Source organism: Corynebacterium sp. NML130628, assembly GCF_001875665.1.
GTDB lineage: Bacteria > Actinomycetota > Actinomycetes > Mycobacteriales > Mycobacteriaceae > Corynebacterium.
Genome location: NZ_MLAL01000028.1, coordinates 17,323 through 37,918, shown reverse-complemented (window position 1 = coordinate 37,918; position 20,596 = coordinate 17,323). Strand labels below are relative to the sequence as shown.

Below are 20,596 nucleotides of genomic sequence, written 5' to 3'. Positions count from 1 at the left end.
CTATGCGCGCCAGGCTACCTCGTAATTTCTTGCGGGGCCTCGGCCTCGCGCGCATCGGCGATTTTGTCATCGTCGCCGAAGAGCTGGAGGACCCAGCGGAGCAGGTTCTTTGGGTTCGCACTCAATCCGGCTTCTTCCTTTTCCGGTTTCTCCGGAAGTGGGCTCAGGAAGTTCGCAGGAGGGGTGCCGAGTGCGACGGCGATATTGTCCATGAGGTGGTCCGCAAGCTTCCGATTCGCCGCGGTACCCGCGATCGCTCCAAGTCCGAGGGGGAGCATCTTGCCAATCCAGGCACGGCGGAACCGCTTCGTAAACGACTTCATTGCCACGCGCGAAAGGATTCCATTGGCTTCGGCAAGGCCAGGGCCAGCGAAACGGGTGAGCACATTTTTCGACGCCAGGTCCCTCGGTCGCGCCCGATCGGCACCAAGCAGCGTGTCTACTATCGCAACGCCTTGGGCGCCCATCAATACAGTAAGCACGCCGGTGCGTCGCCGTACCTTGTCATCAATATCGACGTCGCGAAGATACATCGAGGCGAGCGTGTAAAACGCGGCAAGATCCAAGAAAACAACCGATTCGCCGGCAACAGCTGCAGCTCCGGTGATGAGACCGACACCGGGGACTGCTGCCGCAGCACCGACGCTGGCGCCGGTTGCAGAGACCGCGTTCTTAAAGTGCTTATCCATTGTGTGCTGGATCTCCGCAGGGCTTTGCTCGGGCTCCTGGCGGCGAAGCCAGTGAACATACGCCCGAATGGCGCCCGATTGCAGGTCTACGGCTTTATCTACCGCAGCGATGAACGCTCGACCCGCTGGTCCGGCTTCCTCTTCGAGGGACCCCATATTCTCAGCGCGGGCGTCCTCAATAATCTCGACGACTTCGTCGGCGTCGTTGACTTCGTCTTTGCCGTTGTCTTTGCGGAACTTTTCTAACATGTGGTGTTCTCCTTTTATTTAATGGTACGGGCGTTCATCGTACTCGTCTTAGGAAGTTCCACGAGAATGGGCAGCATTGCGGGCTAGGCTAAAGGCATGCATGTCACCAGCCGTCATCCACAGGAACGCCTTCGGGTGCAGACGACGTCGGGGATCGTTGCTGGCACTATCGACCCACAAACCGGGGTCCGTACTTGGCGAGGAGTGCCTTACGGGGCCGACACGAGTGGCGAGAATCGATTCCGTGCTCCACGTCCTGCGCCTTCGTGGGCGGGTGTGCTTTCCACGACCAATTACCGTCCGCCAGCTATGCAGACAAGCTTCGGGTGGAAAGACACCGTGATCGGTACCGAGGACTGTTTGCACGCGGACATCGTGCGTCCAGATACGGACGATGTACTCCCCGTCGTGGTCTACTTTCACGGTGGTTCATTCGTGAGCGGGTCCAGCCACGAAAAGGTGCTCCAGGGCCACTTTCTGGCCAACGCCACCGACATTGTTTATGTATCGCTCAACTTTCGTCTCGGCGTGCTTGGGTACTTGGATCTGCGCAGCATCGGTGAGGACTGCGTTGCCAACCCCGCGATTTTGGACCAGATTCTTGCGCTGCAGTGGGTCCAGGAGAACATCGCGGGATTCGGTGGCGATCCGAACAACGTGACCATTATGGGCGAGTCAGCTGGTGCTGCATCCGTGATCCACATGATGTGTGCACCGCCGGCCCGCGGGTTGTTCCATCGAGCGATCGCTCAGTCCACTCCGCTTTCGTCCGTGCACACAAAAGCACAGGCTGCGATGTGGACGTTGACACTGTTGGATGGCATGGGACTGTCGCGGCTGTCCACCCTCGAGCACCTTCGGGAGGTATCCGCCAAAGAGCTAGTTCAGGTGGGGCAATCGATGCTGCTGACCAGCCGTGAGCTGCGCGAGCTGAACTTAAGCTTCATGCCGACAGTTGACGGCACGACCCTGCCCGCACATCCGCTAGATATATTCCGGGCAGGAAAGCAGGCGGCGGTGCCACTCATTATTGGCACGAATGCCGACGAAGCCAGCTTCGCTAAAGCGTTGTACCAGCGAACGAAAGCGCGGCAGCGCGCTGCGCGACGTCTGCTGGAAGCGTACGACGCGCAGAACGCGACAGCGGTAATCCAGGCGTACAGCGACGTCAGCCAGCGCACGGACTTCGCTGAGTTCCTCGCTGATGCTGTGTTTTGGGGACCATCGGTGATTGCAGCAGGGGAGCACCGCAAGGTAGCTCCGACGTGGATGTATCGCTTCGAATATGCCTCGGCGACGATGCGGCGGCTCGGGCTCGGCGCCATACATACAGCGGACCTCATGGCGGTGTTCGGCGATAGGGAGGGCACGCGATCTTCGAAGATTGACCGTTTCGGCTCCACCGTGGCGTTTGAGGCGGTAGTCGAGGTGATGCAACGCAACTGGGGATCGTTCTTCCATACCGGAGCGCCAGGGCCAAACTGGCCTCGTTACGATTTCCGTGGCGACGACCACCCTGGGCGTGCGACTGCGGTCATTAATGAGCATCCGTCGATTGTGTTTGACCCGAAGCGAAACCAGCGCCGGGCATGGGAGGCGTTTGACATGCGTAGCTGGCAAGGCGGTGAAGCGTGGATGCGCATCGTGGGGGCGGGGCAGTAGGCTTGGCTTCGTCCGACGGCGACAACCCCGATGACGAAAAGTAGAGGATACTTCGTGAGCTTTCTTGAAGATATTGCTGCGGCTCTAGACCGTGAAGGTATTGAGTCCCGTGTGCACGACGACACGATGTTTGTTCCTATCACCCCCGAGATTGAAATCCAGTTCGTTGTGATTGACGAACATCTGCCGGCAGCAAACGTGTATATCGCTGCTGCCGATGTAGACGAAGATGATGAGGACTTCGAGGCCGCACTCGTCGAAGTCATTTTTTCTGCAGAAGACGCAGTGTCCGCTGTCGCAGAACACATCGCGACTGATGAGGTTGTGACTGTGTTCCGTAGTCTGCTCGAAGGAGCTGATGAACGTATTGCCGGACTTGAGTTTTTGCCCGACGCTGAAAACAGCCAGCTTGTCTTCGCAGAAGTCGGCGAACAAGCGGAGGTACATGTGGAGGTCGAAGTAATCGACGCCACCGCAACCGCGCATGTGCAGTTCGTAGTTCCGGCAGAGGAAGAAGGCACGGACCCCGAAGAGCTTGATTTGGGCAGCTTCACGGAAATTGACCGGCTGTTCGATGTGCTCAACCTGGTTGCCGACCAAGCAGAAGACTGGGAAAACCAGATGCTCCCCCTGGACGACGAACCAGGCCGGTGATGCAGCAGTTTATGCCACGCTAAGCCCGGCGAATAGCGAGGAAGGTGAACGGACGGGTTCGAAGTGGCCGTCGACAAGCCAGACATACGTTGCTGCGTACGGGTGGGGTAGCAGATGAAGCATGTCTTCCGTCGCGTCCGGGTAGAGCGCATGCACCCAGCCCTCAGCGACTGCAGGGTTTACTGGTGCGCCTGACTGGGCGGTAAAACGTGCTTCGATGATGTAAGCGGGGCGTGCTGATGCGCCGTATCCCTGGACCATTGCTTGGGCGCGGGGGCCGACTCGCCGCCGTGTGAGTGCAAGGTTAATGTGCTCCTTGCCTATCACCCGTGGCAATGCGATAACAGGTGGGCGCCATGAGCCAGTTGGGCGTGCGAGTGAGCGCGGATGTTTCACCGTGGTGTTCAGCGCCTGGACGGTGTCGTAGAAGCGGTGCGTGATTTCTTGGGCGATCGTTGATTCGTAGAACATGCTTCGAAGCGTAGGAGAGACGGTGGACAGAAGACGCGCGAATACACCAAAAAATCGAACACGTGTGCTAATTTATACTGTCGGTAGGACGTCCTGACAAGAAAGACTAGGGTTGTCGCTGGTATGACGAAACAAACTTTGCAGAGCGATACCTCGCCGAAGCTTCCATCAGTGATCTGGGTGCTGTGCACCGCGGCGTTTATCATCGCGCTTGGATACGGGTTTATTGCACCGGTGCTGCCGCAGTTCGCAGCCAGCTTCAACGTATCGATGGCGGCAGCCGCAGCCGTGATCTCAGTGTTTGCAGCAGCTCGATTGCTAGGCGCGCCGGGCGCTGGTGTGCTGGTGGACAAGCTTGGATCGCGGCCGGTGTACCTTACCGGTCTGAGCATCGTGGCAACTGCAACGTTTTCGGTGGCGTTTGCGCAGGAATATTGGCATATTTTGGCGCTGCGCTTCATCGCTGGCTTCGGCTCCACGATGTTTACGCTCTCTGCTCAGGCCCTCATCGTTCGTGAGGTTCCGCCGGGAGTCCGCGGCAGGGCCAATGCTCTCTATGCCTCGTCGTTTCTGCTTGGCAATATTTTTGGGCCGATTATCGGAGCCGGTTTAAGCTTCCTCGGATACCGCATCCCGTTTGCGGTCTACGGAATTGGCGTCGGACTCGCAGCCGCCATTGTGTGGATTGCGACGTCGCGGAAACACGCTCCAGAAACCCCGAAAGCGCAGCTCCCGCCGATGCCACTTCGCAAAGCTTGGGAGCAGCCGACGTACCGCACGTTGCTCGCCGCAGCGTTCACGAATGGGTTTGTAAACTTCGGTGCGCGTGTCTCGGTCCTCCCGCTGTTCGCGGCGGCTATCTTCGCTAATGGTGGTGCAGCGTCTGGGCTTGCACTGACCGCGTTTGCGCTGGGCACGGGCGTCACACTGCAGTTTTCCGGGCGGTGGGCTGACCGGATAGGGCGTCGACCATGCATCCTGGCAGGTCTTGCAGTCTCAGCAGTGTTTACAGGCTCGCTAGGGTTAGCGACAAGCGTGTGGGTGCTGCTGCTGATCTCAGTATGCGCAGGTGTCGGCGGTGGCTTGATGAGTCCCGCATTGCAGGCAACGTTGGCAGACATCATTGGCAATGATCGTTCTGGCGGCAAGGTGATTTCTACCTATCAGATGGTGCAGGATTCCGGGCAGATTGCTGCGCCAATAGTGATTGGTTTCCTGGCGGAGGTGTTTGGGTTCGCTGTTGCGTTCGGCGCATGTGGTTTGGTGGCGCTGGTCGCTCTGCTGATCTGGGCGATGTACGGTAAGGAAACTTTGCACAAGTCGGCCGCGTAAAGGAGCACTGTGCGAATCATCGTTGACTGCACCCCGGGGGTCGAAGACGCCCTCGCATTGGCATATGTCGTGGCGGCGCACCACAATGGGCGTGCTGAGTTGGAGTGCGTGACAACTTCAAGCGGTGACGCTGCCTCTGAACAATGTGCGCAACATGCCGCATGGGTGTTGTCGAAATGCGGTGTTCCCGCCGTCGCCGTTGCAACTGGCTGTGATGTGCCAGGCCATCAACCACAGCAATCTGTCGGATTGGGGAACGCTCTTGTCCCAGCGCGGTATGTCGCAAATGACTGGGACCTTCTCTGGGCAGATGCGTGCGCGCGCGGTACGCACGACCTGCGCCTGATCTGCACCGGGCCTCTTACAAATCTCGCTGATTTCTCCCGACGTTACCCCGAGTATTTTGATGCGCTCGAGCACATCGTTGTGCTTGACTCTAGGCTTTGCCTGGACCAAGACGCCTCTGATGTAGTGCTGCAGGATACTCCTGTAGCGATCACCGTTTGCGCAGCTCCAGAAGCGCTGGGGTCATTGGATGTGCGAAAGTGCGCTCCGCTGGCAGAAATCGGGGTCGACGCAGTTGGCGGCGATGCGCTGTTTGCAGCTCAGGTCGCGCTTGGCGATATCCAAGCCGATGGCCGGTGGGCAACACTTGCACCAGCGGAGGAAGATGATGACCCAAATGTGTTCCTTCTCGATGTCGCGGATGTGGACGGAGGAGACGTCATCAAGCTTTTTGACGCCGGCTGCGCCACCTACGACGCGCTCGCACGAGGCGACGGCGCGCTCGATGCGACGCGGCACCTGCGGGCCGAAGACTAGCGCAGAACAAAGCGCCCACCACAGTGCAGTTGGTGGGCGCTATCGAAGGAGGAAAAGCGAGAGCTTATGCCTCGGTGAGGCCAGCTTCGACCATCACGCCGCGAAGGGTGGAAGCCGAGTGATCGAACTTTTCCTGCTCGGTGTCTTCGAGGTGCAGCTCGACAACCTCGCGGACACCGTTGCGGTTGATGACAGCAGGAGTACCGATGTAGATGTCATCCTGACCATACTGGCCTTCAAGGAGAGCAGAGACTGGCAGTACGACGTCCTCGTTCATCAGGATTGCGCGGGTGATGCGGGCAAGGCCTGCACCAATGCCAAAGGACGTGGAGCCCTTGGCCTCGATGATCTTGTAGGCGGCATCGCGGGTGGCGACGAACATGTCATCGATGCGCTCGTAGATCTTCGGGTCGGTTTCTGCTTCCTTCTCCAAGCGACGACGCAGCGACACGCCAGCGACGGAACCGGATGCCACGACAGGCAGCTCGGTGTCGCCGTGCTCACCGATGATGTAGGAGTGGACAGAGCTTGCGGAAACGCCGAAGTACTTGCCCAGGTTGCAGCGCCAGCGTGCGGTGTCCAGGATGGTGCCCGAACCCACGACTTGGGCGGAGGAAAGGCCGGTCTGCTTCCAGGTGGCGTAGGTCAGGACGTCGACCGGGTTGGTTGCCACCAGGTAGATGCCGTTGAAACCGTTGGCCATCACTTCCTTGTTGATGGACTCGAAGATCTTCACATTGCGGCCCACGAGCTCAAGGCGGGTTTCGCCGTCGCGCTGTGCAACACCTGCACAGTTGACGATGAGCGCTGCGTCGCGGCAGTCCTCGTAGGTGCCAACCGTGATCTTGGTGTTGTGGCCCGAGTACGGCATTGCGTGGTTGAGGTCCTCGACCTCACCCCACGTCTTCTTCTCGTTCAGGTCGATAATGGCGAGGTGGTCGCAGATTCCCTGGTTGAGAATGGCGTATGCGAACGCGACGCCGACATCACCAGCACCGATCAGGACAATCTTGTTGCCTGGTGTGATGTTATTCGACGGGGTAGACGGATTGGTGATAGTCATATGATCTCTCCTGAATCCAGTAAAACTATGTTCCGCTCTCTATCATTGCAGATTTCCCGCCACATTGGGAATACCAATCGAAATATGTAACCAAGATAACGGAAATAGGCGGGCGCAACCGGGCGTTAGGCTGTGGGGGCTCTAGAAAGGGAGGCGTGGTGCTCGATACACGGGATCGGCTTCGGTGGCGATTCGCCAAGACTGCCGTTCAATCTCCACCACCGGTCCTACAAAATCTGGTTCAGCGGGTACTACTCGTACCGCAAGGCTGTCACCATCTCTGCAAATTGGTAGCACGAGTGCTTCAGCGATAGCTTGGTGGCGACGATAGTCTCCCAGGATGAGAATTCCTTCGTCTTGGAGGCGTGATCTGGAGCCACCGTTGTATCGAATGCGTTTCATAGGGTCTTTCTGCTGAGCGACGGTGTAGACGATGCCGCGCGGAATGAGAACCTGCTGGATCGAGCGGAACAACATGTCGAGGCGTTGCTGCCCAGATGGTAATTGCATTATTGAGGCAACAGTCTCTGCATCCGCATGGAGCAGTACGTTGCTTGGGTATGGGTGATCGAACCATGCCCATTCGATATTTTTGCGCGCCGCTGCCTTGATGGTTCGCTTGCGGTCCCGGTTGCCACCAGCAGTGAGGATTTCATCGGTGATCTTGATGAAACCAACTCGAAAAGTCGAAGAGGCTTCATCTGCGTGGCAGAGCATTGCATGGTGGCCAACAGCCTCCATCGGGATCATCCAGCCATATGGGCTTTTGAGTATTTGCAGTCGACTTCATGACCAAGGATTTTGAAATCCATCTTTTCGCCATCAGTGATGGTGCCGTCAAATCCGCGTCGAATGTTGATCTCAACTAGTGAACCGATGTGGGCAAGTTCCGTCTTGCTCAGCTGGGCAGGGTCGAATCTGCCTGTGTGCTGACCATCAAAGGCTTGGTCGAACGTTTGTCGAAAAATTCTTCCCATCGCTTCACCGTCGGGAAACTTGCTACGAAAAGGCTCGGCGAGTTCGTAGGAAAGTCATCTTCATGCGACGTGGTCATCTGTTTGCCTTAAACGTGCGTTGGAAGTGCTAGCTGAGGTGAGACCTCGGGGGCTTTTGCCACGGCAGTGCAAGCAAGTAGTGCCTCCTTAATCGCGGTGCCTATCGCAGCTGCGACCGGTGGGGGAAACGCGTTGCCGACCTGACGCCATTGAGCTGTTTTTCCTCCTTGCCAGTCCCAATCCTCTGGAAAACCTTGAATTACACCGCCCATCCGGACAGTAAGGCGCGGCAGATTATCAGGATCGTCAACGGGGAAATCGGGGCCTGGTGCGCTATCTGCGATCGAAGTGCCCCGGACACCGAGTTTCTTCCAAGCTGCTTTCGCCCGGGTTGGGCCGACATCTGGGCCTCCGTGTTTCTTGGACCCGCCAACCAGAGTCGGTGCTACCGTATCAGCCTGGTCGGCCCAGGAATCTGCTCCCGGCCAACCGTTTTCACCCATCAGGTGGCGAAGGGCGCTGCCGACTGAGGTGTGGTGCATATTGGGAGTTGGCCACTCGAAAAACTCAGCAAACTCATGCTTCAGTGCCACCAAAATGAAGCGTGGACGGAGCTGGGGGACGCCGAAGTCTGCTGATTGAAAGAGTGACCAATAGGTGGTGTACCCCATGCGATCGAGTTCACTGACGATTTCGTTGCGGTAAGCGTCAAACCGTTTCTGTCCTAGGCCACGGACGTTTTCCAGCATTACGGCCTTCGGGTTGATTTCTTCCACCAGGCGAAGGGCTTGGGGGAACAGATCGCGTTCATCATCTGCGCCGAGCTGTTTTCCCGCAATGGAAAAAGGTGGGCACGGCACGCCACCGGCAAAGAGATCGACCTGGTCGCGCCAAGCGGTGCCGTCGAAGTCGTGGACATCCATCTGATGTACTGGCCAAGGGTGGGGGTGGTCGCTGCCGCGGTTGGCGCGCAGCGTCTCCGCTGCCCAGTTATCGATTTCCACAACAGCCAAATGGTGGAATCCAGCAGTCTCTAATCCAAGTGCTTGGCCACCGGCCCCTGCGCAGATCTCAATCGAGGTCAACGTCGGGCCGGAAGCAACCGTAGATTGGCGCATTGCGTCTCCTTCTGGCTCAGAGCTTGGAACATGTAGCCATAGGATAGCGTGCGCGCTCGACATTGGATACTTGTATTCGAAAGTCCGTGCTATTTCATGTCGTAGGTGACGTGTGCCTGGGCGACTGCCTTCGGGCGCCCGGTGGCGAAGTAGAGCACCGTCATGATTACAAGGAACGCAACGCCGACGGCGAGTGCCATGTGGTACTGCGGCAGCCACACCATGATGCCGAACGTGAACAAGATGAAAATGATCGCGAACCATTGGCCGTAGGGCCAGAACGGTACCGGGAAGCTTAGGTTTTCACGCTCTGCTGCGGACATATTTCGGCGGGATGCGACGTGTGCAAGCAGGATCATCAGCCAGACAAACACGGTGGCAAAAGTCGCCAGTGCCGCGATGGTTTCGAAGATATTCGGGTAACGAGCGTTGAGAATAACGCCGATGACGAGTACCAGGAGCAGGGTAATGGTTGTCATCACTGGGATATCGCGGATGGTGCGCTTCATCATCTTCGGTGCGAGGCCCTCCTTGGCTAGGCCTGTCAGGACGCGCCCGGTGCCGAACAGGTCTGCATTAATTGCAGAAAGTGCGGCGGTGATGACAACAAGGTTGAGTAGCGCGGCAGCCCAGTTCACGCCGAGCGTGTCAAAAATCTGAACGAATGGGCTTTCTTCGCCGGTCATTGCGCGCCATGGGTTGAGCATCAAAATGACCAGGATGGCCAGCACATAGAACAGGAGGATTCGCAGTGGAACGGTGTTGACCGCCTTCGGGATCGAGCGGTCTGGGTCATCGGCTTCAGTGCCGGCAACGCCGATGATCTCGGTGCCGCCGAACGCGAAAAGTACGAGGATGAACGCTGCGATCATGCCTTCAATGCCGTTCGGGAAGAAGCCGCCGTCGTTCCAGAGGTTAGAAATGCCGGTAGCCTCTGGATTCGTGCCCAGCCCGAAGGCGAGGATTGCAGCGCCACCAACGATCATGGCGACCACGGCTACGACTTTGATCAGGGTAAATGCGAACTCCAGCTCACCGAACCAGCGTACGGATGCGAGGTTGGCCGCCCCGATAACCAGAAGCGTTGTGGTAATCCACACCCACGCTGGGGTGTCCGGGAACCAGAACTTCATATAAATACCAATCGCAGTCAAGTCTGCGAGGCAGACGATCATCATCTCGAAGGCGAACATCCACCCGGTGATGTACCCGCCCAGGCCACCAAGGTGCTCCCTGGTGTACACCGCGAAAGACCCGCGAACTGGGTGCTGCACACTCATCTCGCCCAGGGCTCGCAACATGAAGTAAACGACGGCCCCTCCGAACAGGTACACGAGCAGTACTGATGGGCCGGCGGCTTGAATCGCACCGGCCGAACCGTAGAAGAGGCCGGTGCCGATTGCCGAACCGAGGGCGATGAAGTGAATATGGCGGTGTGTAAGCCCCTTGGGCTTCGACGAGCGGGAAGTCATGGCAGACATCATAACGTTTAATTACGCTGGTCTGTAAATTATTCACAGGTTTTTCTGTGAGTTCTATCGCCTTTGCTGCCAGCGCTACTTTGCGGTGTCAACATCACGCTTCCGTGAGCGGGCGACCGCGGCACCAATCAGGGCAATTACAGCGATGGCGCCTGCTGCGACGAGCAACCAGGTTTGTGAACCTTCGGTGCTGTCGTCGTTCGTTGCTTCAGCGGATTCATCCGCTGCATTGATCTGCTCACGGATCCAGTCCGTCTGCGAAGCAACAGGAGCGAAGGCAACCTTTGGGCTCACGCCCTCTTCGGCGGACTCCGGGTTGTCGGGGTCCATGAACAGCGACGCGGACGCGATGGCTGCTACTTTGCCCTCGCTAAAGAGTGCGCCGCCGGAATCGCCGGGCTGGGTTGCTGCTCCGTCTTTCATGGTGGCCTCGACGCCGTCGGTGCCTTCGAACAGGATCATCGGGGTCGGACCGTCGACGGTCGCCTCAGCGTACGGAAGGGTGCGTCCAGCGCCAGACCCGTCAGAGGACCAGCCGTAGAATTTTGCATCGCTTCCTGCGGCTGGGATGTCGTCGGAAAGCTCGGGGTAGGAATCGAGACCGAGGTCTTCGCTGGTGTGCAGCAGCGCGATGTCACCCTTCGGGGTGGTCATCCACTTATCGACGTCAAAAAACTTCTGGTCGTCGCCCTGGCCAGTACGCACGGATCCACCGGCTTTTGGAAGGTGGTCCATGCAGTGGCGCGCAGTAATAACCCAGTGCGACGCAATCGCGGTGCCGGTGCATACGCCGGTGTCCGGATCGTCGTCGGCGGTGCGGACTGAGACTACCGCGTTGGACTCTGCCGATGGCTCTGCGAAGGTATCGGACTGCATGGCGATCGCCGGAGATACTGGCAGCGCGATGAGCGCGGTAGCTACGCAGGAGCTGAGGATACGAGTCGAAGTGTTCAGTTTCATGGCTAAGTATTCCTTTTCTTTATTGCTTGAGAGGAGGGAGATCGGTACGGGTTGCACGGGCCACAATGGCGCGCATCGCTGCCTCAAGAGGGCCACGAGTAAAGAAACTGCGCCACAGTACGGCGAACGCGAATGCGACTATCACGGTGGCTGCTGCGAAGATCACCCCACTGTGCCCGTTCGCAGTGATGACGTGGAGACAGTACACAGTCAGCGGCATCCGGCCCATGTCGCAACCGAAAGGCACGAACTGCGTGATGATGAGGCACAGCGCCGTGACACCAGCCGCGACGGCGCACTCACTGACCACAGCAATGAGCCCACCAGTGTGCCCGTTCGGATCGATTGCCGCCACCAGAAGGCCGGCCCCTGCTGTATTGAGGTGTAGCCGCGCCGCAATTACCGCAGGCAGTGCTACGGCGGCAACGAGGACAGCAACCCAACGACGCCAAGTGTGGTGCAGCACAACGCGCCACGCCACCATGCCCGCGACCATGAGCGCGGCCCACGAGAAGACTGGGTAGGGAGCCCCGAAGACTGCTGCTGGCAGGGCGACAATTTTTCCGAGCGCAGCCGTTGCAGCAGATGCTACGAGCAGCCCCGCAAGCAGTAACCCTAAACGCGCGGTTGGCCAGTGGGGGACCGTCGCCAAGCAGAGGTGACAGATGCCAAAGACTAAGAGCACGACCTCGATATCGCCAGCAAACGGTACGAGGAGCACATGCAGCACGATGAGTAGCGTGCCGCGCACGTAAAAGCTATGGCGGCAGCGCGCGACCGCCTCGCCGCCTACTTTTTGGGCGCGGCGGGCCATCAGCTCCATCGAGATGCCTGCCAGGAACGCGAACGTCGCTGCGGGAAACCCATAAAGTAGTTGTCCCGCGACCCCAGTCGAATGAGTGAGGTGTGCAAATATCATGGCTGCGAGCGCGACTGCGCGTGCGTAATCGATGCCGTTCACGCGTAAGTCTGGTGTGGAAGTCTTTGACATGATGTTCATGCTATGAAGCGCTATGTTGCGAGAGCGTTAACATTGCAGCTCCGCACGAAACCCCAATTAGAATCACAGCAGAATGAGAGAACTCCAACGTGGAAGGGACAGTTGCGATGGCTGCGCCGCCGAAGATTTTGGTCGTTGAAGACGAAGCTTTGCTTGCTGATGCCTTGGGTAAAGCACTGCGCCGTGAGGAAATGATTGTCGATGTGCGTTACGACGGCCGCTCCGCGCTCGAACGTCTAGAATCCCAGCTGATTGATGTGATCGTGCTCGACCGCGACATTCCCGAGGTGCACGGCGACGATGTGTGCGCCACCGTGCGCGACCTGTACCCGAACACGCGGGTGCTGATGCTGACGGCGTCTGCAACACTTGAAGACCGCCTCGAAGGGTTTGAGGTGGGGGCGGACGATTACCTGACCAAACCATTCGAACTGCCCGAGCTGTTAGCGCGAGTCAAGGCGCTGCTGCGTCGCGGAGTGCCTGAACCAACGTCGGTGCTCGCCTGCGGAGACGTCATTCTCGATAAGGGCACCCGTCAGGTACGTCGAGGTGGTCGGTCGGTTGCGCTGTCACCGAAGGAGTTTGCTGTGCTGGCAACGTTGATGCACGCGCAGGGGGATGTCATTTCTGCAGAACAGCTGTTGGAAGAGGCGTGGGACGCAAACGCGGACCCGTTCTCTAACTCGATCCGCGTCACTATCTCCCACCTGCGGCGCAAACTGGGGCAACCATGGATCGTGCAAACGATGCCGGGTGCTGGGTATTACGTTGCTGAGGAGCCATACCAATGAGCCTGTCACTTCGTGCCCGCACGTCCTGGCTGTTCGTTGCGACAGTGTTTACAGCAGGGCTGAGTCTGACAGCGGTGGTGTACCTCTACCTGCGCCTGACCCCTGTGCCTGTGCAAGCAGTCATCGAGGGTGCCGAAGGAGGCCCCGGTGCTGACGGTGCGTTCATCGACGGTTCCGTGCCTATCTCGCACGAGGTGCTCAACGTGATGCTTGGTGCCTCACTCGTCGCTCTGTGTGTGCTGACCGCTCTAGCCGGCGCCATCGGCTGGTTCGTTGCAGGTGCGCTGCTCAAGCCCGTACGCACCATCGCGGCGACTGCACGTTTGGTCTCTGCCGGCGACCTTGACCAGCGGTTCGACTACGAAGGCCCTGCTGACGATGTCGCTGACCTCGCGCACGCACTCGATTCGATGCTGGAGTCCCTTGCACACTCCATTGCAGCACGGCAACGCTTTGCATCAAACGCGTCCCACGAGCTGAAAACCCCGATCGCCACCATCCAGACCATCGCAGATGTCGCACTGCTAGACCCGAATACGTCTGCCGAGGAACTACGCGATGCCATCCGCGACATCCGCACCGTCAACGCGTCATCCGCCGAGATGGTCACGTCACTTTTGAACTTCAGCCAGGCTGAGGCTAAGGTGCTCGAGGCTCGAGATATTGACCTGACACAACTCATCACTGCCATTACAGCGAGCACACCAGGTATCGACGCCACCATCGACCCAGACCTCCAGGTGCTCGGCGACGACGTACTGTTGCGCCACGCGATCCAAAACCTCATCGACAACGCCCGTATACACGGTGCTGATGGGGTTATTTCAGTCCACGCTCACAGCACCGGTTCTGACGATGGGGTCGAAGTGGTCGTCGTCAACAATGGTGACGTGTTGGATCCAGCAACAGTAGGGCAGCTCGTTGAACCTTTCAGTAGGGCGAATGGGCGAGTTTCCGGGGCGCGCCGGGGCCATGGGCTCGGTCTGGCGCTGGTGGATACGATCGCGCGAGCGCACCACGGGGAGCTCGCGCTCGAGGCGCGACGTGCTGAAGACGGCGGCGGACTTGTGGCGCGAATGACGTTGCCGGTGGCGAATAGGAAAAACACTGCAGGGTGGCGTACTGTTGGGAAACAATGATCACTTCCGAAAACGCCACCGGCGGCGAGAAAGAGCCGGATATGAATGTGTCGGAAAATCAGAAAAACCCGCAGGATGTCGCAGCTGATGCTGCACGTGATGACACCAGGGATGCGGGAGTTTCTGAGGAAACCGGCGCTGCGCAGGACGCAGCCAATGCCGAAACTAATGAGACTGAGCAGATTTTGAGCCTCGCAGATGTCGTTGGTAGCGACGCGGCGGATCTCGCTGGGAGCGAGGCAGACGAGGCCTCTGAAGAACCAACGAACGGGTTTGAGACCCTGAACCTGCCCGAAGAGGTCGTAGATGCCGTGAAGAAGGTTGGCTTTGAACAGCCATCCGCCATCCAGGCAGAGACCATTCCACTGTTGATGGAAGGTCGCGACGTTGTCGGCCTTGCACAAACAGGTACCGGTAAGACCGCTGCTTTTGCGTTGCCGATCCTTTCGCGGATTGACCGCAAGGAGCGTTACCCGCAGGCCCTCATCCTCGCACCGACTCGCGAGCTTGCACTGCAGGTATCGGATTCCTTCCAGTCGTTTGCAGACCACCTTGGTGGTATCTCCGTGCTGCCGATCTACGGTGGCCAGGCCTACGGCATCCAGCTGTCCGGTCTGCGCCGCGGTGCCCAGATCATCGTGGGTACACCGGGCCGCGTCATCGACCACCTCGAGAAGGGCTCGTTGGATATTTCCAGCCTGCGATTCCTCGTGCTCGATGAAGCAGATGAGATGCTGAACATGGGCTTCCAAGAGGACGTGGAGCGCATCCTGGAAGACACTCCGGAAGAGAAGCAGGTTGCTCTGTTCTCTGCGACGATGCCGAACGCGATTCGTCGTATCTCGAAGCAGTACCTCGATAACCCGACCGAAGTAACGGTGAAGTCGAAGACGCGCACCAACACGAACATCACTCAGCGTTACTTGTTCACTGCGCACCGTAACAAGCTCGACGCGATCACTCGAATTCTCGAAGTCACCGAATTCGAGGCCATGATCGTCTTCGTACGCACGAAGCAGGAGACCGAGGAGCTCGCCGAGAAGCTGCGTGCCCGTGGGTTCTCCGCTGCTGCAATCAACGGTGACATCGCTCAGCAGCAGCGTGAGCGCACCGTCGATCAGCTTCGCGACGGCCGCCTTGACATCTTGGTCGCCACCGATGTCGCGGCTCGTGGCTTGGACGTCGAACGCATCAGCCACGTGCTGAACTATGACATCCCGAATGACACCGAGTCGTACGTGCACCGCATCGGCCGCACCGGCCGCGCGGGCCGCACCGGTGAGGCGATCCTGTTCGTTACGCCGCGTGAGCGCCGCATGCTGCGTTCCATCGAGCGCGTGACCAACGCGACCATCGAGGAGATGGATCTGCCGACGGTTGACGAGGTCAACGACAGCCGTAAGACCAAGTTTATGGACTCCATTACCGAGTCGCTCGAAGCGAGCGATGTGCAGGTGTTCAAATCCATGGTCCGCGAGTATTCGGCCACCAACAACGTGCCGATGGACGACATCGCTGCTGCTTTAGCTACGCAGGCGCTGGCAGGCGACGAGTTCCTGATGAAGGAACCGCCGAAGGACCGTCGCGATCGCCGTGATCGGGACAAGTGGGACCGCGACGACCGTCGTGGCCGCGGTCGCGACCGCGATGACCGCCGCGGCGGCCGCAGCCGTTTCGAACACGATTCGGAGAACTTCGACACCTACCGCCTGGACGTTGGTAAGCGTCAGCATGTTCGTCCGGGCGCAATCGTTGGCGCACTCGCCAACGAGGGCGGTTTGAACTCGAAGGACTTTGGCCGCATCACGATCGGTGGGGACTTCACCCTGGTCGAGCTGCCGAAGAACCTTGATAACGCAGTGCTTGATCGCTTGACGGACACCCGAATCTCGGGTCAGCTGATCAATATTCAGCGCGATCATGGTGCGCCTCCACGCGGGCGTGGCGGCCGTGGTCGTGGCGGCTACGACCGTGGTGGCCGAAACCGTGGTGGTCGCGGGCGTGGCGGCTACGATCGCGATGATCGCCGTGGTGGACGTGGTCGTGGCGGCTACGACCGTGACGACCGTCGCGGTGGCCGCGGAAACAACCGCAACTGGGATTAATTTCCACAGATACTAAGCGCACCTGTCGAGTAATGATTACTTGGCAGGTGCGTTTTTCATTACCTGATTGTGCAGTAGACTGCACAGGCATGAAGTTGAATCGCAGTTTGCTCACGCTGGGGTGGGCGCTTGCACTCGGTGTGGGCGTCGTAACGAATATGCCGTCGGCGCATGCACAGAATGTGCAGCGCATTGAGCAGGGCGGAGCTGTGATGGTTGAAGGCGGCGGGTATTGCACCGTTGGATTCAACGAGCCTTCACGCAGGCGCAGCCTTGTTGCGGCACACTGCGGTCCCGAAGGTGCGCGTGTACGTATTGTGGACCACAACGCGCGGGTTGCCTCGCCACAGCTGGGAACGCTGTATCGCTCGAAAGCGTACGACGGGCGTCTTGGCAACGACTGGGCTGCGATCCAGTGGGACGCCCCGGTGCAGATTGGTGGTAACCGACTCTCGGGCGACGCGTGGGTGAACCCAAACAGCATCGCGGTCGGTGAGCGTGTGTGCTACTACGGGCAAACTTCGAACCGGCCGACGGGGACTCCTACCTGCGGGCGCTTCGGCGGGGCAGAGGGGAACACGTTCTTCGTTGAGGCACCAATGACCCGACCAGGAGACTCCGGTGGCCCCTTGTGGATTCCCGGTCGTGGATTCGTAGGCGTTGTTTCCTCGCAGTGGGTTGCACAAAAGCTTCCGGTATTGGGATCCCGTGACTTGGTGGTTGGGGTGCATGCTGCCGACGGGCCGCGTGTTGCAGAATCGCGGCTCTTAGGGCTGTACGCACAAAATCTGCTGATGCCGGCCTCTGGCTCGGCCGTGGGACCGGTTGCCGACGCCGTGCGTAGCGCCGTGACCGATGGTTCTAGCACGCTCGCTGGATTTTTGCCTGGTGTCGTAAATTACAGCTAGCTGGGGGCCTCTGGCGGTCTGGTCTGGATCGAAGAACGGGACGGCACGAAGAATTTTACAGGCGTGTTGTCAGCCGCCCGGCGTTTGGCAATGCTGGTGTTGCCAACATCAACGGCATCGAGATTAAAGGGAAAGCCTGGCTGTGGGCTGCGCCGATTGTCCAAGGCAAGAAAATGAGCCAATCCGAGGGATGGGACCTAGTGTCGGGTGCCGCTGGAATACATGAAGCCGGTCTCTACGACCGGCTGTTGTCCTCCGATAAAAGCTCGGAGCGGGACTCCTCGTCCAAGTCCGAAAGCTCACGCGATATGACCCCAGGCGAGATTGCGGCGATCGTTGTTCCGATCGTGCTGGCGCTGCTCGGCCTGGCGTCGTCGATAAAGTTCTAGGGGCTTAGAGGGTTGGTGCTGGCAAGAACATCAGCACCAACACGATGAACCAAAGCAGGTTAAATACACCGGCGAAGGCAGAGGCCTTCGCCTTGGACTTTTCGAAGTTCGCCGTGACGTCGGCAGGGTCGGCCTCGGACGGCTCCAGCTCGCCGAGCGTGCCTACCATCTTGCGCTGGGTCGGGATGACTACGAAGAGCAACAGTGCCCATGCGATAACCGCCAGCACGATGGAGGTGTGCAGGAAGTAGTTCGTTTTATATGCCGCCCAGTCGCCAAAGAGGATTGCGACACCGAGCAGCGGAACGAGCGATGACGCAATGCCGTAGGTGCGCGAAATGCGATACAGGATCGACGCGCGGCCCGCAGCAGCTGCGTCACCCGTGTGTGCCTCGGCGGCTTGGCGGGGGAACATCGAGGTAGACACAACGATAGGGCCCAGCAGCAGGATGGCTGCGGCGACGTGAAGGAAAGTTAACAGAGTAGTCATAGGCAACCACTGTACTTGATACGTCCACTATCACCTAGGTGAATTGGCAGTAGGGAACATGCCGATGCCTGCGAAGCGGGCGGCGACGCCCCTCCAGCCCTGGCAGGCGCGCCGCATGGTACGAAGATCCCTGGTGGTCACATGCAGGCCGTACATGTTTGCCACCCGCGCAAGTTGGCGTGCGTATGCGCATTGCTGCGCGACAGACGAAGGCATCCACTCGCTCGGCAGCATGTCCGATTTTTGTTGGTTCGCCGCGCGTGAGGTCACGATGAGGTTATGAGGATCGTTTGCGAATTGCAGGCGTTGCTCGTCGCTCCAGGCGTGCGCCCCCATGTCCCACGCTGCAGATAGCGGGAAAAGGTGGTCGAGCTCCACATCGCCTGGGCCAATTCGTTTGCGCGTATATGGATCGACGACGTCGACAGGGGCCCATTGCCGGTAGGGAACTCCGCAAACTGGTTGCTCGAATGCATACGCCATGGCATGCTCACGAGTTGTGCAACCAGTGGCATGGCGCTGCCAGCCTGGCCCGAAGTTGTCCCGTTTGTAGCCCACGATGGTGACACGTTGGTGGGCGGTGGGGGCGTCGATACGCGAAAACCCCGTTGGGAACGGGGTGTACGCAATGGTCAGAATGAGAAGAAGAGTCAGGTAAACACGCACGCCTAGTTAGACGCGCGTGAGGTCCCTTCGGTTCCCGTTGTTGCTTCGAGCGCCTCCGCGAACGTGGCGTCTGGGGTGGACAGCGCGAAGTCGGTCACGGCGACCGCACGTGTGAACTCGTCCTCTACGCCCTGCTTCGGCTTCGTCAGCAACGAGACGATGACGAGAGCAATGGACGCGAACGCGATACCAGGAACGATTTCGTAGATGATTCCGGACAGCGTGTCGGAAGAGCCCCACACGAACACAGTGATCGCGCCGACGAGCATGCCTGCGATAGCGCCCGGCGCGGTGAGTCGGCGCCAGTAGAGCGACGCAATGACGACTGGGCCGAAGCTTGCGCCGAAACCTGCCCATGCGAATGCGACGAGACCAAGAATCGTATCGGACGGGTTGATGGCCAGCACCATCGCGATCGCGGCTACCAATACCACCATCGTGCGGGAAAGCACGAGCAGTGCGGTCTGGCTCGGGCGCTGTTTCGCGACGGCGCGGTAGATATCCTCGATGAGGGCAGAGGAAGTGATGAGCAGCTGTGAGGACATGGTGGACATGATTGCTGCAAGTACCGCGGTGAGGACAATACCCGCGACCAGCGGGTGGAAGAGGATACGGGCGAGGTCCAGGAAGATGGTTTCGAAGCCGCTCTGGTCAGTCACACTGTGTGGTGTTTCAGCGAAGAAGACCGTCGAGACGAGCGCGGTGAACACTGCGCCTGCGAAGCAGATGGTGACCCAGCTGATACCTGTACGACGAGCGCTGGTTGCTTCAGCAGGAGAACGAAGTGCCATGAAGCGTGTGACGATGTGAGGCTGGCCCATGTAGCCGAAACCCCACGCCAGGTTGCCGATGATCGTTGCCAGCGACACACCGGCGACCATGTTGAAGTAGTCCGGGTTGCCGGACTCCCAAGGGCCGTAGGCGTTGTGAGATGCGAAAGAGAAAATGTCCCCAGGGTTGTCGAGGGATAGTAGGGCCATCAGCGGCACCGTGACCAGCGCAAGGAACATGAGGACGCCTTGGACAACGTCGGTGTAGCTGACCGCGAGGAAGCCGCCGATGAACGTGTAAAGCACCGTAATCGATCCCACGATCAGTACGCCGGTGAGGTAGTCACCGTGGAAGGTGGATTCGAAGTAGCGGCCGCCCGAGACCATGCCGGAGGAGACGTAGAACGTGAAGAAGAAAATAATGATCACGGCCGCGACGAATCGCAGGACGTGCGAGGAATCTCGGGTGCGGTTTTCGAAGAAGGAAGGCAGGGTGATCGAGTTGTTCGATACCTCCGTGTAGGCGCGGAGCCGTGGGGCGACGAACTTCCAGTTCGCCCAGGAGCCTGCTAAGAGACCGATGACGATCCAGAGTTCACTCATGCCAGAGACAAACAATGCGCCCGGCAGGCCCATCAACAGCCACCCCGACATATCTGAAGCGCCAGCCGAGAGGCCGGCCACGAATGGGTGCAGGCCACGGTCGCCGAGGACGTAGTCGTCATATTTGCTTGTCTGGATCCAGGAGTAGAACCCAATGGCAACCATGACTCCGAAGTACAACACGATGGCAAGGACAAGCCAGAAACTATCGGCCATGTTTGCCTCCCTAAAGCAATAGA

19 protein-coding genes and 1 pseudogene are annotated in these 20,596 nt (G+C 59.0%); 9 read left to right on the top strand and 11 right to left on the bottom strand.

The annotated features are described in order from the left end of the window. Window positions 1–14: 14 nt before the first annotated feature. Window positions 15–938, bottom strand: coding sequence for a hypothetical protein (locus BJP07_RS07660; RefSeq protein WP_071566901.1), 924 nt, complete (start codon window positions 936–938; stop codon window positions 15–17). Between the two features lie 96 nt (window positions 939–1,034). On the opposite strand from BJP07_RS07660, the gene BJP07_RS07655 reads away from it, so the two are divergent. Both BJP07_RS07655 and BJP07_RS07650 read left to right on the top strand, forming a co-directional pair. After that, window positions 1,035–2,600 carry a carboxylesterase/lipase family protein gene (locus tag BJP07_RS07655; RefSeq protein ID WP_071566900.1) on the top strand — a complete coding sequence of 522 codons (1,566 nt, stop codon included), beginning with the start codon at window positions 1,035–1,037 and terminating at the stop codon, window positions 2,598–2,600. Between the two features lie 54 nt (window positions 2,601–2,654). Beyond that, complete coding sequence (locus BJP07_RS07650) at window positions 2,655–3,254, top strand: hypothetical protein (protein ID WP_071566899.1); 600 nt, start codon at window positions 2,655–2,657, stop codon at window positions 3,252–3,254. 9 nt (window positions 3,255–3,263) lie between these two features. Here BJP07_RS07650 and BJP07_RS07645 read toward each other — a convergent pair whose 3' ends face one another. Next, window positions 3,264–3,725 carry a hypothetical protein gene (locus BJP07_RS07645; RefSeq protein ID WP_071566898.1) on the bottom strand — a complete coding sequence of 154 codons (462 nt, stop codon included), beginning with the start codon at window positions 3,723–3,725 and terminating at the stop codon, window positions 3,264–3,266. A gap of 123 nt (window positions 3,726–3,848) precedes the next feature. Between BJP07_RS07645 and BJP07_RS07640 the strand changes: the two genes are divergently transcribed. Then, window positions 3,849–5,057 (top strand): MFS transporter, encoded by a 1,209-nt coding sequence (locus tag BJP07_RS07640; RefSeq protein WP_071566897.1) that lies wholly within the window; start codon window positions 3,849–3,851, stop codon window positions 5,055–5,057. A 9-nt stretch (window positions 5,058–5,066) separates the two neighbouring features. Beyond that, entirely contained in the window at window positions 5,067–5,879 is an 813-nt protein-coding gene (locus BJP07_RS07635) for a nucleoside hydrolase (RefSeq protein WP_071566896.1), read from the top strand. 64 nt (window positions 5,880–5,943) lie between these two features. Here BJP07_RS07635 and BJP07_RS07630 read toward each other — a convergent pair whose 3' ends face one another. The 6 genes and pseudogenes from BJP07_RS07630 to BJP07_RS07605 form a co-directional block, all read right to left on the bottom strand. Continuing rightward, window positions 5,944–6,942 (bottom strand): L-lactate dehydrogenase, encoded by a 999-nt coding sequence (locus BJP07_RS07630; RefSeq protein WP_071566895.1) that lies wholly within the window; start codon window positions 6,940–6,942, stop codon window positions 5,944–5,946. Window positions 6,943–7,083: 141 nt separating this feature from the next. Next, window positions 7,084–7,919 (bottom strand): annotated as a pseudogene (locus tag BJP07_RS07625) (NaeI family type II restriction endonuclease). A gap of 86 nt (window positions 7,920–8,005) precedes the next feature. Continuing rightward, window positions 8,006–9,055 carry a DNA cytosine methyltransferase gene (locus BJP07_RS07620; RefSeq protein ID WP_071566894.1) on the bottom strand — a complete coding sequence of 350 codons (1,050 nt, stop codon included), beginning with the start codon at window positions 9,053–9,055 and terminating at the stop codon, window positions 8,006–8,008. An 89-nt stretch (window positions 9,056–9,144) separates the two neighbouring features. Further along, a complete protein-coding gene (locus tag BJP07_RS07615; RefSeq protein ID WP_369822335.1) occupies window positions 9,145–10,527 on the bottom strand; it encodes an amino acid permease in 1,383 nt (460 codons plus the stop codon). Window positions 10,528–10,611: 84 nt separating this feature from the next. Then, a complete protein-coding gene (locus BJP07_RS07610; protein WP_071566893.1) occupies window positions 10,612–11,496 on the bottom strand; it encodes a trypsin-like serine protease in 885 nt (294 codons plus the stop codon). Between the two features lie 19 nt (window positions 11,497–11,515). Continuing rightward, on the bottom strand, window positions 11,516–12,487 hold the full coding sequence (locus BJP07_RS07605) for a hypothetical protein (RefSeq protein ID WP_143111747.1): 972 nt from the start codon (window positions 12,485–12,487) through the stop codon (window positions 11,516–11,518). A gap of 116 nt (window positions 12,488–12,603) precedes the next feature. Between BJP07_RS07605 and BJP07_RS07600 the strand changes: the two genes are divergently transcribed. The 5 genes from BJP07_RS07600 (at window position 12,604) to BJP07_RS07580 (ending at window position 17,828) form a co-directional block, all read left to right on the top strand. Next, window positions 12,604–13,287: a response regulator transcription factor gene (locus BJP07_RS07600; RefSeq protein ID WP_071566891.1), complete on the top strand. Its 684-nt coding sequence runs from the start codon at window positions 12,604–12,606 to the stop codon at window positions 13,285–13,287. Further along, window positions 13,284–14,426 (top strand): HAMP domain-containing sensor histidine kinase, encoded by a 1,143-nt coding sequence (locus tag BJP07_RS07595; RefSeq protein ID WP_071566890.1) that lies wholly within the window; start codon window positions 13,284–13,286, stop codon window positions 14,424–14,426. The genes BJP07_RS07600 and BJP07_RS07595 overlap by 4 nt, the downstream gene beginning before the upstream one ends. After that, window positions 14,423–16,531, top strand: a complete 2,109-nt coding sequence (locus tag BJP07_RS07590) for a DEAD/DEAH box helicase (RefSeq protein ID WP_071566889.1) — start codon at window positions 14,423–14,425, stop codon at window positions 16,529–16,531. The genes BJP07_RS07595 and BJP07_RS07590 overlap by 4 nt, the downstream gene beginning before the upstream one ends. Window positions 16,532–16,620: 89 nt before the next feature. After that, window positions 16,621–17,439: a trypsin-like serine protease gene (locus tag BJP07_RS07585; RefSeq protein ID WP_071566888.1), complete on the top strand. Its 819-nt coding sequence runs from the start codon at window positions 16,621–16,623 to the stop codon at window positions 17,437–17,439. Between the two features lie 173 nt (window positions 17,440–17,612). Then, entirely contained in the window at window positions 17,613–17,828 is a 216-nt protein-coding gene (locus BJP07_RS07580) for a hypothetical protein (protein WP_071566887.1), read from the top strand. Between the two features lie 4 nt (window positions 17,829–17,832). On the opposite strand, the gene BJP07_RS07575 is transcribed toward BJP07_RS07580, so the two are convergent. The 3 genes from BJP07_RS07575 to putP are packed head-to-tail and all read right to left on the bottom strand — an operon-like array spanning window position 17,833 to window position 20,573. Beyond that, the gene (locus BJP07_RS07575) at window positions 17,833–18,318 is read right to left on the bottom strand and encodes a DUF2269 domain-containing protein (protein ID WP_071566886.1); all 486 of its coding nucleotides are present in this window, start codon (window positions 18,316–18,318) and stop codon (window positions 17,833–17,835) included. 30 nt (window positions 18,319–18,348) lie between these two features. Continuing rightward, window positions 18,349–18,984, bottom strand: coding sequence for an HNH endonuclease family protein (locus tag BJP07_RS07570; RefSeq protein ID WP_071566885.1), 636 nt, complete (start codon window positions 18,982–18,984; stop codon window positions 18,349–18,351). A 2-nt stretch (window positions 18,985–18,986) separates the two neighbouring features. Then, window positions 18,987–20,573, bottom strand: coding sequence for a sodium/proline symporter PutP (gene putP, locus BJP07_RS07565; protein ID WP_071566884.1), 1,587 nt, complete (start codon window positions 20,571–20,573; stop codon window positions 18,987–18,989). Window positions 20,574–20,596 lie beyond the last annotated feature (23 nt).

Excerpts from the sequence above, each read along its gene's own strand:
- BJP07_RS07660 (WP_071566901.1), bottom strand. The coding sequence starts at position 938 with ATGTTAGAAAAGTTCCGCAAAGACAACGGCAAAGACGAAGTCAACGAC.
- BJP07_RS07655 (WP_071566900.1), top strand. The coding sequence starts at position 1,035 with ATGCATGTCACCAGCCGTCATCCACAGGAACGCCTTCGGGTGCAGACG.
- BJP07_RS07645 (WP_071566898.1), bottom strand. The coding sequence starts at position 3,725 with ATGTTCTACGAATCAACGATCGCCCAAGAAATCACGCACCGCTTCTAC.
- BJP07_RS07640 (WP_071566897.1), top strand. The coding sequence starts at position 3,849 with ATGACGAAACAAACTTTGCAGAGCGATACCTCGCCGAAGCTTCCATCA.
- BJP07_RS07630 (WP_071566895.1), bottom strand. The coding sequence starts at position 6,942 with ATGACTATCACCAATCCGTCTACCCCGTCGAATAACATCACACCAGGC.
- BJP07_RS07620 (WP_071566894.1), bottom strand. The coding sequence starts at position 9,055 with ATGCGCCAATCTACGGTTGCTTCCGGCCCGACGTTGACCTCGATTGAG.
- BJP07_RS07615 (WP_369822335.1), bottom strand. The coding sequence starts at position 10,527 with ATGACTTCCCGCTCGTCGAAGCCCAAGGGGCTTACACACCGCCATATT.
- BJP07_RS07610 (WP_071566893.1), bottom strand. The coding sequence starts at position 11,496 with ATGAAACTGAACACTTCGACTCGTATCCTCAGCTCCTGCGTAGCTACC.
- BJP07_RS07605 (WP_143111747.1), bottom strand. The coding sequence starts at position 12,487 with ATGTCAAAGACTTCCACACCAGACTTACGCGTGAACGGCATCGATTAC.
- BJP07_RS07600 (WP_071566891.1), top strand. The coding sequence starts at position 12,604 with ATGGCTGCGCCGCCGAAGATTTTGGTCGTTGAAGACGAAGCTTTGCTT.
- BJP07_RS07595 (WP_071566890.1), top strand. The coding sequence starts at position 13,284 with ATGAGCCTGTCACTTCGTGCCCGCACGTCCTGGCTGTTCGTTGCGACA.
- BJP07_RS07590 (WP_071566889.1), top strand. The coding sequence starts at position 14,423 with ATGATCACTTCCGAAAACGCCACCGGCGGCGAGAAAGAGCCGGATATG.
- BJP07_RS07585 (WP_071566888.1), top strand. The coding sequence starts at position 16,621 with ATGAAGTTGAATCGCAGTTTGCTCACGCTGGGGTGGGCGCTTGCACTC.
- BJP07_RS07580 (WP_071566887.1), top strand. The coding sequence starts at position 17,613 with ATGAGCCAATCCGAGGGATGGGACCTAGTGTCGGGTGCCGCTGGAATA.
- BJP07_RS07575 (WP_071566886.1), bottom strand. The coding sequence starts at position 18,318 with ATGACTACTCTGTTAACTTTCCTTCACGTCGCCGCAGCCATCCTGCTG.
- putP (WP_071566884.1), bottom strand. The coding sequence starts at position 20,573 with ATGGCCGATAGTTTCTGGCTTGTCCTTGCCATCGTGTTGTACTTCGGA.